Annotated in this window: 7 protein-coding genes; all 7 read right to left on the bottom strand. The window is 43.1% G+C overall.

Annotated features, from left to right (window positions below):
* Positions 1-163: 163 nt before the first annotated feature.
* Entirely contained in the window at positions 164-4,351 is a 4,188-nt protein-coding gene (locus tag ACESQI_RS03290; RefSeq protein WP_373125434.1) for a two-component regulator propeller domain-containing protein, read from the bottom strand.
* A 260-nt stretch (positions 4,352-4,611) separates the two neighbouring features.
* A complete protein-coding gene (locus ACESQI_RS03285; protein WP_373125484.1) occupies positions 4,612-6,633 on the bottom strand; it encodes a hypothetical protein in 2,022 nt (673 codons plus the stop codon).
* Positions 6,634-6,982: 349 nt separating this feature from the next.
* Entirely contained in the window at positions 6,983-9,193 is a 2,211-nt protein-coding gene (locus ACESQI_RS03280; protein WP_373125433.1) for an alpha-galactosidase, read from the bottom strand.
* Between the two features lie 153 nt (positions 9,194-9,346).
* The gene (locus ACESQI_RS03275; RefSeq protein WP_007485823.1) at positions 9,347-11,497 is read right to left on the bottom strand and encodes a TIM-barrel domain-containing protein; all 2,151 of its coding nucleotides are present in this window, start codon (positions 11,495-11,497) and stop codon (positions 9,347-9,349) included.
* Between the two features lie 136 nt (positions 11,498-11,633).
* Positions 11,634-13,562: a glycoside hydrolase family 97 protein gene (locus ACESQI_RS03270; RefSeq protein WP_195660333.1), complete on the bottom strand. Its 1,929-nt coding sequence runs from the start codon at positions 13,560-13,562 to the stop codon at positions 11,634-11,636.
* Positions 13,563-13,574: 12 nt separating this feature from the next.
* Entirely contained in the window at positions 13,575-14,948 is a 1,374-nt protein-coding gene (locus ACESQI_RS03265) for a glycoside hydrolase family 28 protein (RefSeq protein WP_195449987.1), read from the bottom strand.
* Between the two features lie 49 nt (positions 14,949-14,997).
* Positions 14,998-17,208 (bottom strand): DUF362 domain-containing protein, encoded by a 2,211-nt coding sequence (locus tag ACESQI_RS03260; protein ID WP_195660332.1) that lies wholly within the window; start codon positions 17,206-17,208, stop codon positions 14,998-15,000.
* Between the last annotated feature and the right edge of the window lie 38 nt (positions 17,209-17,246).

Genomic DNA, 17,246 nt, shown 5'->3' with positions numbered 1-17,246 from the left:
CGAGATGTGCATGTCGTACTGCTTTAGATGTACATGTAAAACAACGAACAGTAGAATGCGCGTACACCTCCCCTACACTGAAGAGCATCTCCTCTCAGAGGGAGATGGGTTCCACTGCCACCCTGCATAGTACTTCTCCATTCTTTTCAGCTCTCCCCTCTCTTCAAATTCCCGTTTGCTTCTTCTGAATAAACTCCGTAGGAGTATATCCGTAAAAGCTCTTGAAAGAGTTAGAGAAATACGAATGACTGTTGAATCCAAGTAATGCTGCAACTTCTGACACGCTCATATCCGATTCTTTCAACATCTTCGCAGCTATTTCAAGACGTTTGTTACGAATCAGTTCGGTAGGTGAAAGTTCAGTTATAGATTTCAATTTGCGATACAGATTGGCCCGACTGATACCAATTTCCTGGCAAAGCATTTCTACTCCCAAATTCTGATCGGAAATATTCTTTTCAATCACCTCAAACAGTTTCTGTGAAAAGCGTTCATCAGCAGAAACAACCTCTATACCCATTTCATCGAGAGAGAAACGCTTACCATACAACTTCTTCAGCTGCGCCCTACTTTCCAATAAACTACGAATACGCAATCGTAATACATCCATATTGAAAGGCTTGATAATATAATCATCTGCCCCGGCAGAGAAACCTTCTTTGATATGCATCACCATAGAACGTGCCGTCATCAAAATTACAGGAATATGACCGATACGCACATCATTCTTTATCATAGAACACAATTCGAGCCCGTTACGTTTAGGCATCATGATATCACTCAGTACCAAATCAGGAAAGTGGCTCACCGCCTTCTCATATCCTCTCACTCCATTGTAAGCTTCTATAATATCATAATCATTCTCAAGAGATTTATGGAGATATTCACGAACATCTTTATCATCTTCCACCAACAAGATTTTATACTTCTGACGTGCAAAATCTTCCGGTGCTGAAACTCCAGAAGCAGACGCAAGAGGGGCAGCAGGTGCCACCGTTATTGATTCTGACATTTCCGTTCCACCATTAGCCATATCCAAAGAGTCAGCTTGAGAATCCATAATACCCTCTTCACCAATGGAAGTATCTATTTCTTCTTCTTTAAAGGCCATAGGACTGATGGGTAATACCACGACAAAGCAAGCTCCCGTATGATCCATATCTTCTATAAAAATCCCCCCGCGGCATAGCTTCACGATTGAATACACCAGGCTCAACCCAATACCTGTACCGGGGACATTGGCAACTGTAGACTCCGGAACCTGATAGAAAGGAATAAATACTTTATCACGCTCTTCTTTAGAAATCCCCTTACCGGAGTCTTCAATTCGTAACATCAAATAACGCATTTCATTACAATCGCCTTTATGATAAACCTCACTCCGGTAGCTTTCGTTCAACTCTTCATAGGAGTAACTACGTACCAGCATTTTTATGTCCTTACCGGCAGGAGTATATTTAAAGGCATTGGAAAGTAAGTTGAAGACAAGTTTTTCCAATAAAGATTTATCATACCAGGCATCTATCTCCTCTGGTTGGCAATCAAGGCGGAAGTCTATCTCATTCGTTTGTGCTACCTGGCTGAAAGCATAATAGATCTCCTTTATAAACTCACAGACATTTCCTTTACTGACACGTAACTGCATATTACCTGTCTGATTCTTCTGTAAATCCATCATCTGATTGACAAGTAATAACAACTTTCGGGCATTCTTATAAATAATCCCCAAACGTTCACGTAATTCACCAGGCAATCCTACTTGTTTTACCATCTCTTCAAACGGAGTAATGATAAGCAACAACGGTGTACGAAGTTCATGTGAGAAATTAGTAAACAAACGAAGTTTGGCCTGATGCAATTCTTCTTGCTGCCGTTTTTCAAGTTGCTCTACACGAAGGTTCTCACGCAAACGACGGCGGGCATTCATATAAAACAAAATAATATATATCACGCAAGAAAGTAATAATAAATAAAACGTATATGCATACCACGTAGCCCATATAGGCGGATGAACAACGATATGCAAGGAACGGCCTTCGTTATTCCACAGTCCGTCATTGTTGGACGCACGCACATGGAACGTATATTCACCCGGACGCAGATTGGTATAATAAGCCGAAGTACGTCCTCCCGCTTCATTCCAGCCTGTATCATATCCTTCCAAACGATAAGCATATCGATTCATATTATTGAATACAAAGTTCAGTGCCCAATAATCAATAGATATATTATTCTCATTATACGAAAGATGTATCTCGGACATATCATTCAACACACCAGAGAGTATACCGGAAGCATCTCCCGGAGAAATAGCTTGATTATTAACCCTCAACTGTTCTAATACAATAGGCGGAATATAACTGTTGACCTGCATTCTCAATGGTTGGAAAGTAATAAAACCATTGTTTGCCGTAAAACAGATTGTACCATCGGGCATAGACGTTCCTCCATGCAGCGTAAACTCACGGACATCAACACCATTACCTCTCTCGTAACTGTGCACTTTATCTGTTTTAGGATTATAAACAGCTACTCCTAATGACGTACTCATCCATAAATTACCATCCCTCCCGACAATGAGTTTACAGACATTATTATCCAGCAGGCCTTCCTGTTTCGTCACACAAAGATCAGCGCCGTGTTCCGGATCAAAACGGAAAATACCACTACCATAAGTAGAAATCCAGATATCACCCGACTTGGTACGATCTATACTGGATATATAATTACCCGGTATAAATCCTTTACTGGAAGATAAAGTATCTTTCCGGTAGTTATCTAATACTCCGGTATTCATATCATAACGATAGATACCGGTAGAACGGGTGCCGATCAATAATACTCCTTCACGCTCCTCAAAAAGACAACGGATGCCGGACATGTTGATTTTTCGTCCCTGTTCATCTTTAAAAGTGTCCAATACCTTTCCATCCGGTGTAAAACAAACTAATGCACATTCACGCCGAATAGTCGATGCCCAAAGATTCCCTCTGCTATCACGTAGTAACGAGTAAATCACCGCCGATTCAGGATATTTATAGAATAGTGAAAACTTACGAGTACGAAGATCAAAGCGATAAATTTCACCAAAGGCTGTCCCGCACCAGATACAATCATCTTCCGGCAATACAGTCTTTATTATATTTGAATTATGGAGAGAGGGTCCTGTACGATCAAGCAAATAAAACTCAGCATTCTGAGTAACCGGATTGTAATTCAACAATCCGTGTCCTTCTGTGGCAAGCCACAAACTACCATCCTTGTCAGCACAAGCCGTACTATAGATACCGGTTGGTATATTCAACCTATATCCAGGATCATGACGTACAAACCTGTTCATCAGTTTTGAAAGCATCGTAATACCACCGGAATATGTACCAATCCACAGTATCTTAGCACTGGAAAGACAAAAGGCATAAACCGAAAAATGTCCCAGTGAGTGTCTGTCTCCACTGTAATCGGCCACCTTCTCTATATCACGTGTAGTAAGGTTAAGAGCAAAAATACCGTCATATGTTCCGATAAGCAACTGTCCGTCCCACTCCACAAGACAGCGAACGAAATCATTTTTCAAACCACTATTTTTACTTGTATAATGAGTAATACGGTTATTACGCAAGTCAACGCAATTTAAACCATAAAGATGACACCCCACCCATATCTGTTTCAGATGATCTTCATAGATACTTGAAACAGCATTATCCGACAACGCCAGATTGGTCCGTTGTGAATAATGGCTGATAACTTGCATCTGTTGGTCACAAACGTAAACCCCATCATCGTGGGTACCTATCCAAAACTTACCAGATGAGTCTTCAAATATAACAGAAACACTGACTGAACCACCATCGCCAGCAATTTCAACCGGATAAAAACGATCTTCCTCCCGATGATAAAGAAAGATCCCTCTGCGATTCCCCACCCACACACGTCCGGAGCGGTCAACAAAAACAGATTGGATTGCATCTCTCAATATACCCTTATCATCCAGATAGCGACGAATACGATTCGTATGCTGGCAAAGACGATTCAGCCCATAACTGGTTCCTATCCAAAGAGCATGACCGGGTTCTTCCGCCAAAGAGAGAATATCACTATTAGTAAGACTCAATGAGTCAGATGGGCTCTCTTGGTATACTGTATACTCTTTCCCATTATAGCGATTCAATCCATTCTTAGTCCCCAACCAGATATAACCTCTGGAGTCCTGATGAATGACCCTGACGGAAAGTTGCGAAAGCCCCTCATTTATATGCGGACTATAATAAAAAGAATTCCGGATATCCTGTGCCAGGGTATAAGACACACCTGACAACAACAGGCACATCAACAATAGTGTTTTTCTTAGCATAGTTACAGTTTCGATAGATTAATACATAGCAAATGTAATAAAAACCTATAAATAGTGAAAATCTCCATTCCCATATATTCGAAAATAGAAATAAAAAGAGACGATAGTTATAGTAAAAGAGACAGAAACTATAACTCTATTTCCGAAAAAAGAGGCAAAACTGCATAATTTCTATTCAAAGTAAGCATCGAAAAACAAAAATATCCCGATAGGAAAATGTATCTTACCGGGATAAAGGAAAAGTAACCTGACAGGAGATTCTATAATCTCACAGTTATTGTCTGTCCTTCACTAATGGTTTTCTTTATAGTTTTCTTTCCATTCACAATTGTAACCGCCAACTTACTGCCGCCAGCACGTTTCACCTGTATATCAAAGTCAGCACCAAACGCACGCACACGATTCAGATTAGCAAACTCCCACTCTTGCGGAAGACGCGGAGTTATTTCAAAACTACGTAAACCTGTGGGACGAATACCAAAAAGCCCTTCTGTATAAATACGGCAATAAAGCCCACTTTCGGCAGAGAGATGACGCTGATTACCTTCGGGCCAAGCCTCAATAGCATACGGAACATGATCACCCAACAGACGGCGTTGAGAATATTTCTTAAGGAATGCCATACCACGCCCTACTTCTCCTGCAGCAATTGTACCACGAAGTGCATAGAGAGTGGAACGATCCCAGAAAGTTTCCGTACCAGCCTGAGTCAACAGTCCGTCGTCCGTCCAAAGGCGGGGCGAAAAAAGAGCATCGATAGTACCTTTAGCACGAGTATAAATGCCCACAGTAAGCGGCATGCAAATCCAGGAACGAAGAATATCATTACCTTCATAATAACGATAACTGGGGAAACCTTCTATTTCGTAACCAAAATGCGACTCAATAGCTTGTTTCAAATCATCAGCCTGGCGGGTATATGTTTTGATCTGTGCAGAAGAAATACCCAATTCACGCCCCAAAAGGGCAGCTGAACGTAATGCATCATAATAAAGTGAAGAAGTACAAAGATTAGCATCTCCCGCAGGAAAGCGATTTTCAAGTTCATCAGAATTAGAAGCTACTACACCGGCAGGCGTCAACTTACGATGACAGTATTCCAGACACCATTCGATAAGAGGCCATAACTCCCGGGCTTCTTCTTTATCACCACGGGCAAGCGCATACCGCGCGGCACCGTAAGCAATCATAGCTCCATCTCCCCGGTCTTTGGCTCCATGCCAGGTTCCTACTCCTTCGGAAATAATAGAACTGGGAATAGGACGATATTCATCATTCATAAATCGGGCAAAATGGCGGAAAGAGTTCAAAGCAGATTCATTACCTATTTCATATCCCAGATAAGGAAAGAAAGGGTTGATATATTCTGCCTGGTCATTGGCCCAAATGGCTGCATAGTATGCTTCACCACCGGGACCATGCATCAAACCACCTTTTGTACGATAGATACTTTCGGCCCCACGCAGCTTGGCAAAAGCGAACATACGATTTAATACAGGATCGGGAGTATCAAGAACAAGATTGTTCCACCATTGATTGATCAGTGCCTGACGTCCGGTACGTTCTGATTCAATATTAATGCGGGTCAATGCTACATCACCTGCTTTACGACCGGAGAAGATGGCATAGAACTCGAGTTTTCCACCTGGCTCTACTGTGAAAGTTCCGTTCTTTGAAAGAGAAGCTTCAATGGTATAAGCACCATAAACTCCAGCCTCTTCGGGAGTATTATACGTCACTTTCCACTCAGGAACACGCATTGTAACAGGGTGCTCTCCGGCATTGGTAAAAGAATACTCCTCACAATAATAGTCATTATTGGGTGAAGGATACAGAGTCCGGGTCAGTTGAATGGCATTCTCTACTTCTTTCCGGTTACGGATATAACCAAAAGAACTATGAACGGTCATAATACCGTTGAAAGTAATATCACTGACACGTTCGTTTAACAAAGTCTGATCGTCAATAGTGACCATAGCCGGGATATTGACTTCAAAACGCTGCTTGAGATTGTTTTGTGTTTTATTGGGTTGCATACGAAGCATAGGAAAGACAAGGCTGCGATTGAGGTGAAAAGCCCGGTCGGCATCTACTCCGTAACGAAGAACAACGGAAAGACGCTGTCCACTCATTTCAAGATGATCATAATGGGGAATGTCTTCTTTAATTTGCCAACGAATAGAGCCTTCGGGAGTGATATCCCAACGGTCTTTATTCTGTGCCGAAAGGGTTAATCCGGCAAGGACAAAGAAAAAAGATAGAGAGATTAGTTTTTTGTTCATCATAATTATTATTTAATGGGTTATAAATATCATTCAACAGGCAATCTGCCAGTCTCCACTTTGCCTGTTTACAGTCTACGCCTTGCCTGCATGCAGTATAGGCGTAGGCTCCATGCAGGCAAGGCGTTAACTACAAACAGGCCTTACAAGATGTAAACGGAACATCAATTGTGCAAATTACGCAAATAAATTTGTAAGAATAGCGTTCCATCGAAGATAAATAATGTAACAATCAAACTGCTTTGTGCCGACGTACCTCCCCCTCCCTTTTGAGCCCTCCTCTTTCCAGGGAAGATATAGCCCCCCAGCGCAGCCCCACTGTCCACTGTCAATTGTCAATTGTCAACTGTCAATTCTCCACTGTCAACAGAATCACTGTACTCTCAAACTGATTACTGAGCGGATTTGCGATACCGGTTGTCATCAACTCTGCTCCGGTGAAGAGTTTACCATGGGCGGCAAAACGGGAAGGTGCCATCCGAAGGGCACTTCCCCGGCCGGGAAGGCCCTGTCCTTTCGGAAGATTCACTTCTGTAATACGATAACGTTTATTGGCATCCAATCCATTTAATAGAATGGCCGGAACATTACCATCTTCTGTCTGATAAATATAAACAACCGCACGTTCTTTATCTTCGGAGACATAGCTCAATGATGCTATCGGCTGTTCATATGGAGAAACCAAACGGTACAAATCACCCTGCATCACCAATGGACGGATACTTTCTTTATAAAGTTTCACAGCAGCAGCCAGTTGTTCACGCTCTTCGGGAGTAGCTTTATCCAGTGCTAAATCGATACCGAAAGAGCCACTTAATGCCACATCAATCGCCATCTTCAGATGACGTTTACCCATACGCGTCACATGTGCCGAGATAGTACTTGCCGGGAAGAAGTGAGAAAAGCCCCACTGAATCTTGATACGTCCCAACGGATCAGTATTATCACTCGGCCAGAAACTATGAAAATACTGCATTGAACCATAATCCACACGCCCCGAACCTCCGGCACAAAGCATTGCCATCACATCCGGAAAACCTTTTGCAAAGCGATCCATCAACCGGTAAAGTGCCCAGTTATAATCTATCAACAGATGACTTTGTTTGTCCGGCTGCAAATAGGTAGAACCCGGCTGCGTCACATAGCGGTTGCAATCCCACTTCACATACGAAATATCCGGATTGGGACGTAGTGTTTTGTCTATCACCTCCCATTCATACTGTTGCACTTCAGGACGTGTCAGGTCGAGTATCTCCTGATGACGCCCCAAAATCGGTTCACGCTTCTGCTGGGTAATAATCCATTCAGGATGTTTATTATAGAGTTCACTCTGTGGGTTTACCATCTCCGGCTCCAGCCAGATACCAAAACCAACTTTACGTTTCAAAGCTTCTTTGGCTATATAAGAGAGTCCGCGTGGAAGTTTTTTTGTAGATACTTCCCAATCACCCAGACCGTGTTTATCGTCATCACGAGAATAGGATCCGTTACCAAACCAGCCATCATCCAATAAAAAGAGTTCGGCACCAATTTGGCGTGCACCATCAAAAAGTCCTTTCAGACGTTCTTCATCAAATGTACAGTGAGTTGCTTCCCAGTTATTGAGTAATACAGGACGGTCTTTTTCCGCATCACGGATACCGTAAGCACGTGCCCAACGATGAAATTTACGACTAATATCACCTTTCCCCTGTTTACTGTAAGCATAAAGAATAGCAGGTGTAATGAAAGTATCACCACGTTCCAGATGATACTGCGAACCGACCGGATTGATACCTGTCAACACGCGAAGATTATTATTCCAGTCAACCTCAAAGGCAAGCTGAAAACTACCCGCCCATTTCAGAGAACCGGCAAGCACTTCGCCCTTATTCTCATCTGCTTCACCATTAAGAGAAAGAAGGAAAGAAGGAATACGCATCTGATTGGCACGTATACCAAGCTTGGAATCAAGAACTTTAATACCCGTAGTAAGCTCTTCCTCGGCAAGAGTCGCTTCACGTTTATAATTACCTATGAATTGAGTAAGCCGGTAATTCTTTGCTTTCAGTACAGGAGATGCAGAAGCATAGCGATAAAGTATCACCTTGCCTTTTTCATTGTGTGTGATTGTGTTCCATATCTCCATCATACTGGTAGATTCATAACACTTGATGTAAATATCTACAGAGAAAGGATAAGCAGGATCTTTCAGAGAAATAACGGTTTGTGTAATACCGTCACCCAATTGCTCCGTCTTATGATTCGTATAGAGCAATTCCGTAGAGGTATTACCGTCTACATGAGTAGCTTGCAAAGCTGGTTCAGTCAGTACACCATTACCGTAAGGTGGAAGAAACTCCCACTCACGCGAAGGCATTTTAACGGGAACTGTTACCTCTTTAGATACATCACCAAAAGCAAGCTGATAAAGGCGGCCGTCAGTACCAACCATAAAAGATAATTTCAGATCACCGGAGGTAACATTAAATAATTGTTTTGCTATAGGATTGTCATCTGCTGCCCAGGCTAACAGAGGGCATAAAGACAAAAGGAAAAAGAGATAGATGTATTTCTTCATTTTAGTTGAAAATTAAAAGTTTATTCAGTTGAAAATTGAAAGTTGAAAATGAGCTGTATTGTACCGATACACCTCCCCTGCCCTTCGGGCACCCCCTCTCAGAGGGGAATGTGCTGCACTATCATCTACATAGCAACTGTCAATTGTCAACTATCAATTGTCAATTGTCATAAATCGCCAAGTCACCTCCCCTACCGAATCAGGTTTTCCCTTTTCAGCCTTCGAGATAGTGCCCTTCATTTTACCATTCTTTTGACGTACTACACTAATATCTCTCCATGTGTATACTCCCTTCTCATAATCAAATGTTTCACCATCATCATCATACAGACGATAAGAGCCATTTGCTTTCCCATAGTGACGAATTTCCAGGTTCACTTTTACTCCCGGTTTCGGTGCATGAAGCATCGGCTCCATCATCGGAATGATAGCTCCGTCTTTCACATATACAGGAATACGATCCAGTCCCGGAGTTACTGTTATTGTCTCTCCATTACCAACATATGCACCGGTATAAAAATCATACCAATCACCCTGTGGCAGTACGACTTTACGCTCCGTCTGCCCCTTAAACATAGGCGCTACCAGTAAATATTCACCTGCCATATATTGGTCTTTTATTTCTTTAGTCACAGCTTCCAGATAGGGATTATCTTCCAAACTCTTCTCTTTCAGTTCTGTTGTTACCGCCGCATCCGGATTGAATCCGGCTTCCAAACTCATACCACGGAAAGGAGGAATACCATCAAAATGATAACGCGCAAATTCCGTATACCAGTAAGGCATCATCTGCATACGAAGCAACGCATACTCTTTCACTTGTTCGGCAACCTCCGGAAATGTCCAGGGTTTCGTACCACTACTCCACGCATTAATCATTGCCATCGGAGAAAAAACAACCGACTGGAAACGGCGTAACCAATCTTCCGCAGACTTAGAGCTACGTACTTCCGGAGTCCACAACACACCACAATATCCGGAGTTGATCAATGCTGTAATGAAGTCCGGGTGACTATAATAATCATTATAAATAACATAAGGCATAGAAGATGCTCCAGCATTTGATGCACGTACCAAACCGAATGTACGTTGATTGCGTGCCTTGTAGAGTTCAGCTGTTGTACGCTGTACCCAAAGCCCATAAGTTTGCCTCATCTGCTCGGCAGATACCCCCGATGGGAAAGTAGCCACATCCGGCCAGAGATAATAATCATATCCGTCTACTTCATCTACTTTATAACCACTTACACCTATATCTACATGCTCTTTATTCAGTTTATTTTTCCATAAAGAGCGTGCTTTCTCACCAGCCAAATCGGGAACAATACCGCACCACACCGTATGTGAACCACTTACAGGATACATATCCTTATATAGCTTTGAATCAGGAGACACATACGGGTTTGTCCACAGATTGATACGCACGCCTTTGTCGAGCATGTCCTTTACAAAACCCGAAGGATCGGGATAACGTGTAGCGTCCCATTCAAAGGTGCAAGGGTATGCTTTGCTCTGCCATCCCGGCTCCAAACCAATAAAGTCTAACGGATACCCCTGACGTTCAAACTCATCCGCTTCTTGTTTCACCTGCTCGGCAGTGTATAGTTTTTGTGTACGTTGCGTAAAACCGAGTCCCCAACGTGGAGGTAACGTACCGCCACCACAGAAAAGGTTGTAACGACGTACTACATCCATTGGAGTAGGACCGGCAAAAAGATATATCTCTGTCCCCGGTGCAGGTACAAGAATAGAAACCGCATCCGAATAAGGGCGTGACGACCAGGATTTATCCGTATTACGATCTTTCGCTACCGGAGCATTGGGACTGTCTTTCAGTGCACCACTTCCGGCATATACGGTAATATAACGTGCCGAATTAATAAATACACCATAGCCCTGGCTGGAAACATAAAAAGGAACCGGAGCATGCGTACGTCCATTGTCCTTACCACCGTAATGGTCTACATGCAGATTCAGGATTTTACCACGTTGATGTACAGTTTGGAAGTTAAGTCCAAAACCATACAGTTGCTCTTTTCTCTGTAAGGGAATACGCAAAGCTGTCTGCCCATCTTGAATATTGCCTTTTATTTCAGAGGCAAATGCAGGTAACATTACCTCCGGCAAACGGCTGAAACCTTCCATTTTTGGAGTAACATCTGCTACTTGCAACAATGAATAACTTTCGGGAGTTCCTACAACTCCTTTCCAAACACCGGGCGCCACCTGCTCCCAGCTTATTTGTGCAGCAAGCTGCGCGACTGTCCATATGGACAGAATAAGGGTTACAATGTATCTTTTCATTTTTATAATTATTTAATTCAATTGACAGTGGACAATTGACAGTGGACAGTTGACAATTGATAATTGATAATTGACAGTTACTATGCAGCGTGACAACGCAGCCAACTGTCAACTGTCAATTGTCCACTGTCAACTATTATCTAATCGTTCCCGCAAACCCACCGTTTGCCAATAACTTCACTTTAACTTTTCCATCTATCACAGAGATCACTTCGTTTCCGAAAGAATCCTTATCTTTTCCATCAGTAATCCAGGTAGAGGACAACTCCTTACAAGCCTCCGGTAAAGAGAATTCCAACTCGCGCTCTTCATTCTTCCCGTTGATACCACCCACATACCAGACTTTTCCTTTACGACGTGCTACCACTGCAAAATCTGACGGATAACCAGCCAACAACTGACTTTCGTCCCAGACAGCAGGCACATCTTTTAAGAAAAGTTTGGGCATGCGTGGCAATTCTTCATACGCCTCTATTCTATCTGCATAACACTGAAAACCGGATTCAAAAACCACTGCGAGTGCTAACTGATGTGCTACCGTTGTTTGACGAATAGCCGGTACTCCCTGCCGTATCTTATTTGAAAAAGTAACAGGTGTATAATCCATTGACCCCACTACATTCCGCGTAAAAGGTACTGTAGCATTATGTTCTGCCGCCCGGTCACAACGCTCCTGACGTCCTAACGTCTCTGCTCCGCGTATTGCTTCGGTAGTCATCAGGTTAGGATAGGTCCGTTCAAAGCCGCGAGGCAAAGTTGCTCCATGTAAATCAACAAGTAAATAAAACTCAGCCGCATCTTTTAGTATAGCCGGATAAAGCTGTATGATACGCTGTTTATCCGTATCGAAGAAGTCTACCTTGATACCTCTTACTCCCAGCCTGCTGATACGTTCCATTTCCGCCCGACGCAATACAGGATCGGACATAAGACGATGCGTTGGAATACTATCCATCTCTCTTCCCGCACCGGAATGATACCACAACCAGACACCGACTCCTTTTTCTCCGGCATACTTCACCACATCTTCCATCGTACCTCCATTGTCCATTCGTTGCCATCCGGCATCAATCAATACATACTCCCATCCCATCGCATGGTTGAAGTCTACATGTTTTATTTGTGTTTTATAATCACGAGTAGTTCCACCAGCATACCACCAACTCCAGGAAGCACGTCCCGGCAATACCCAGGAATCATCTCCTATCACTGACGGCGGATTCAGATGAGAAACCATCTGTGTACGGAAAACCGTATTCAGTTCCTTACCCACGATAATAGCACGCCAGGGTGTATACCAGGGGAAGGTGGAAACAGGCTCTACCGCATCTGGAACAACAGGTTCTTCTATCTCAGGAAAACGTATTTTATAAGCTTTGTTTTTTCCCGAGTTATCAATATGTGTAGCCGGATAAGAACCATCCAGATAAGCCTCAGTAATCATCATCCAGCAGTCATTGGTATTAAAAAGCATCGGAAAAGCCCAGCCACGACCATGGGATGCTTCGGTATTGATAGCAATTCCGTTCTTTGAATACTGCTCGTAACTTGGTTTGTGACGCTCATTCCAGTCATACGGATGAATCCATGCTTTACCGTTGGCAGGTACTGAAAATTCTGTTAACTCATCTGTTATGGTATGTTGCTTCCCGTCATCCTCTTGTGTAAAGGCATAGCGGAAGGCGATACCATCATCGTATGCCCGTACAATCAGCTGAAAACCCTCAAAGGGAATCGTCATCTCCCGACAAGCATTCACAGTCCTAAGTTGTTTGCCTGCCTTCAGCTCATAAGGTTCATTCATTGTTTTCACTACTGCTTTTCCTGCAGGGCGCGCATCTTTCCCATATTCTATCCCATCCATCACCAGTCCGAGACGGGACGGATTGATCACTAATGAGTCACCACAATAAACGGAATATTGAAGTATAGTTGTCTCCTCACCTTCCGGTACCTGTGTTGCAACAAACCGTACTGCACCATCGGGTGACGTCAACGTCCACTCTTTCTCAGCCCGGCATCCCAGACAACCAAAGAGAATCAGCGAATAAAAAATTGCTTTCATGGTATTTTGTCTTTATTTGTATATTTCCATATCACCGTCCTCGCAAATGATCTCGGGACGTGCATCGGGATTCTTTAGTTCAAAGGTTACGTTCTTTAGTTTCAATCCGCGTACGTGACGTGCCCAAACACCATAAGCCGGAATCTTCGGGCCAAAGGTTTTTACTTCCGGATACTGGTCTATTGCCTCCGGCACTTTAGAGAGAGCATCTTCGGAAGTTCCCGTACCGAGCAGACGAATCTGTATATTTTCAAGTGTCAGATTAGTGATGTAATGTCCCGGAATACCGGTAATAAGAATACCGGAGGGAGGAGTGAGTTGTGCTTTATCAGCAGCTACAGCTTTTACATTCCGGATCGTGACATTTTCAAATACCCCCACCGGTTGTTGTGTATCCTGTCCTTTACGAAATACACTCAAACGGGCACCGAGACGGAAAAGCATCGGAGTACGTACTTCTTCCATAGTAATGTCTGAGATTTCGACATTACGCAGGTGAGCTCCGTCTACCGAGAAAAGTTTGATACCCCCATTCTTAGTATCATAAATGTGACAATTACTGATACGAATATTCTCGAAACCGGCCATGGACTCCGTCCCCATCTTAATACCAGCTTGATTACTTTTGAGCTTCATATTCTCTACAACGATATCATCACATCCCATTTTACTGGAAGTTGTCTTAAAGCAAAGTGCATCATCGCCACTGATAATATCACAATTGCTGATACGCACATGCTGACAACCGTCGATATTAATTCCATCATTGTGTGCAACCCCGAAACTGCGAATCGTCACATTGTCTATCTTCACATTGCGGCACTGAAAGTAATGAGAAGTCCAGGCACCGGCATACTTCAAAGTAACATCACGTACAGTTACTCCTTCGCAACGTACCAGGCGAAGCAAAAAGGGGCGAAGTCCCCAACGCTTACCTTCGGGACGTGTATCTACTTTGATGTGTCTTTCTTTTAATGCAGAGCCCTGACCGTCGATACTGCCTTCTCCTTCAAGAGTGACATTCTTTGCGTCAACAGCCACCAACAATGCCCAGCCGACATCAATGCCCAAGCCTTCTGTAAAAGGATCGAGATTGTCATAGGCTTTATAATCCGTAGTACCCAAAATCAAAGCATCCTTTTCCAAATGCAGGGTTACATTATCTTTCAATACAATCGTAGCCGAAAGATAGGTACCAGCCGGAACAAGTACCGTGCCACCTCCAGCCTTATGGCAGGCATCGATTGCCTTTTGAATAGCAGGAGAATCCAGCTTCTTCCCGTTACCACGGGCACCGTATTTTTTCACATTAAAAGTTTCTGCAGATGCACCTGTAATCAGGAACAGCATCGTGAATAGAAAAATACAGAGTCTTTTTGTCGTCATAAGTTGTGAATTTTTAGTTTATGAGTTTTTAGTTTACAAGTTCTTTAGTTTATGGGATTGTTGGCTTCTTCTCCCTTGCTACCGTTACCGAATAAATACGGTTGCTACGCTTTCCCAGATGTTCTAACTTCATAGAATTCTTCCCGGCAGTCAATGTCACCGGAAAAGCAAACTCTCCTTTTTTACTACCCGACGTAGCTAAATAACCGATATTCTCACTTACCAGCTGATTGTTAAGATACAGGTAGGAAGGTACCGGACTACCGCCCGAATAAGAAAACAGCAAATAATATTCTCCCGTTGCAGGAACATCAATCTGCCATGTCAACGCTCCTTTTGAACTCCCTTTTTCACCACGAAACTCAGCAAAGCCTTCGGCCTCAACAATGGCAGAACCCTCGGTTTGTGCTTCTTTCACATCATAACAACGCACATCTGTAAAACTCCTGACAACCAGTTTCTGTACCGCCTGTACTGTACCGCCTTTCTTCACAGCCAGTTCATACATTAATGACGTCTCCGGTCTCACCACGCAAGAATCATTGGCAGCTACTGCCTCTCCATTTAGCAATACTTCTTCCCCATTTGATGTTTTCCAATACAGAGTAACAGATTGATCTTCTATTTTAGAAATACGGTCGGAATAAAAATATTCAATAGCGGGACGTTCTGCATCCAGAGGGACACGATAAAGCTCAATCCCCTTGCCTGTTTTCAGATTACGTGAGTACATACGATCGTCCGGGTTATTCCAATGTTCATGTACTCCCAAACTCTTCTGTGCCCGGCCTTCATACCTAATTCCTGAAGGAGGATTGCCTATATTGGCCGCTTCATGCATAAAGTTATCCGCATTGGCTGCAACAGGCATTTCCGAACGTATAAAGTCCAGTACTACCGACTCTATAGCTACCTGGTCATTAGAAGCCAGAAAACTTGATGTCCATCCATCGTTAAAAGGAGCACGTTTGAAACGAACAGCACGTCCGTTATGAATAGGATTCACGTACATAGCATCTACAATGTATACAAGTGTATTTCCCCCCAAACGTTCATGTGCCATCAAATCAACAATACTGTTATATGTTCCCATTCCCCGAAACTTAGACCAATCGCGGATAGACAGATGCAAAGGAGAAACATTGCCAATGGAACCAAAATGATTTTTGCCGGTAGCTGTTATTCCCGTCTGCCCTGCACTGTCCTTCCAATTATCGGTAGGACGGGAATGACGCTTCATTAATGCCATATTAATCATATAATCCGCCTCATAGGCAGCACGTGCCAGACTCATTGCACCCGGATCGGTTATTTCACTTGAATAGCGAATTACATCGGGTACGAAACCTCCCCAATTCTGATAGACTACATCGGGATAAACCGGTTGCAGGTAAGTATAAATGGCAGAGATACCACGACGCTGTGCATCATATACTGTAATACAGTGCTGAGGTACGTTCATTATATCGACCAACTGATGCAGAAGTGCATAGACAGACTGTGGAGTAGCATCTATTATATTACTTCCGCCATTATCATTCAGATTTACTTTTATAGCTATTTTTTCTCCTTCTTTATATCCTGTAGCTCCCTTACCTTTTTTCTTATTAAAGGTACGGAACAGTTCATCCCAGGCACGGTCTATTGTTTTTTGGTGGGTCAAAGAGATGATGACTCCCTCCATCATGTCACACACACGGGTCTGACTATTATTATCCGCATCCGAATATAGTCCGTGTTTACCATCCCAAACCGCTGCCTGCGGATCATGCGCCCAAGCCACACGTCCCGGGTGAATGCCTCGTGCCACTCCCATTGGTGCATTGGGTTTATCTGTCGGAGTAAAAGTCCCCATATCCGAACCATTGTCTATCTGCTTGCCAACCGCCTGTCCGAACAAAGAATTATCTACCGACATTATATAAAATGTGCCTGAAAGTAAAACACCGGCAAAAAGTACGGCAAGCCCCTTATAGAAATGTCGTGAATTCCGGAGTTGAAGAAATTTCTTCCAAGCTCCCCACCCTACTAATGTACTACTGAAAAAAGCCAGAAAAGAAAAAGCCAGTGGTGCTGCCACTTGCTGACAAGGATAAGCAATACGTGAAGGTTTAGGTACTACTCGAATGAGAAACCAGATTAGTGCCGTTAACCCCATTAATGGGAAGCAAATTTTAAGAACCACATTCTTTTTATTAATACCAACAATTCGTCCACTTCGGGGACAGGTTTTAAAAAACCAGTTTTTTATCTTTTTCATATTATCAGATACATTAAATTCTCACTTTGTTACGTCAC

It is taken from the genome of Bacteroides sp. HPS0048 (assembly GCF_964240755.1).
Lineage (GTDB): Bacteria > Bacteroidota > Bacteroidia > Bacteroidales > Bacteroidaceae > Bacteroides > Bacteroides nordii.
Note: the sequence above shows the minus strand (reverse complement) of the source record. Positions and strands in the feature narration are given on the sequence as shown.

Excerpts from the sequence above, each read along its gene's own strand:
- ACESQI_RS03290 (WP_373125434.1), bottom strand. The coding sequence starts at position 4,351 with ATGCTAAGAAAAACACTATTGTTGATGTGCCTGTTGTTGTCAGGTGTG.
- ACESQI_RS03285 (WP_373125484.1), bottom strand. The coding sequence starts at position 6,633 with ATGAACAAAAAACTAATCTCTCTATCTTTTTTCTTTGTCCTTGCCGGA.
- ACESQI_RS03280 (WP_373125433.1), bottom strand. The coding sequence starts at position 9,193 with ATGAAGAAATACATCTATCTCTTTTTCCTTTTGTCTTTATGCCCTCTG.
- ACESQI_RS03275 (WP_007485823.1), bottom strand. The coding sequence starts at position 11,497 with ATGAAAAGATACATTGTAACCCTTATTCTGTCCATATGGACAGTCGCG.
- ACESQI_RS03270 (WP_195660333.1), bottom strand. The coding sequence starts at position 13,562 with ATGAAAGCAATTTTTTATTCGCTGATTCTCTTTGGTTGTCTGGGATGC.
- ACESQI_RS03265 (WP_195449987.1), bottom strand. The coding sequence starts at position 14,948 with ATGACGACAAAAAGACTCTGTATTTTTCTATTCACGATGCTGTTCCTG.
- ACESQI_RS03260 (WP_195660332.1), bottom strand. The coding sequence starts at position 17,208 with ATGAAAAAGATAAAAAACTGGTTTTTTAAAACCTGTCCCCGAAGTGGA.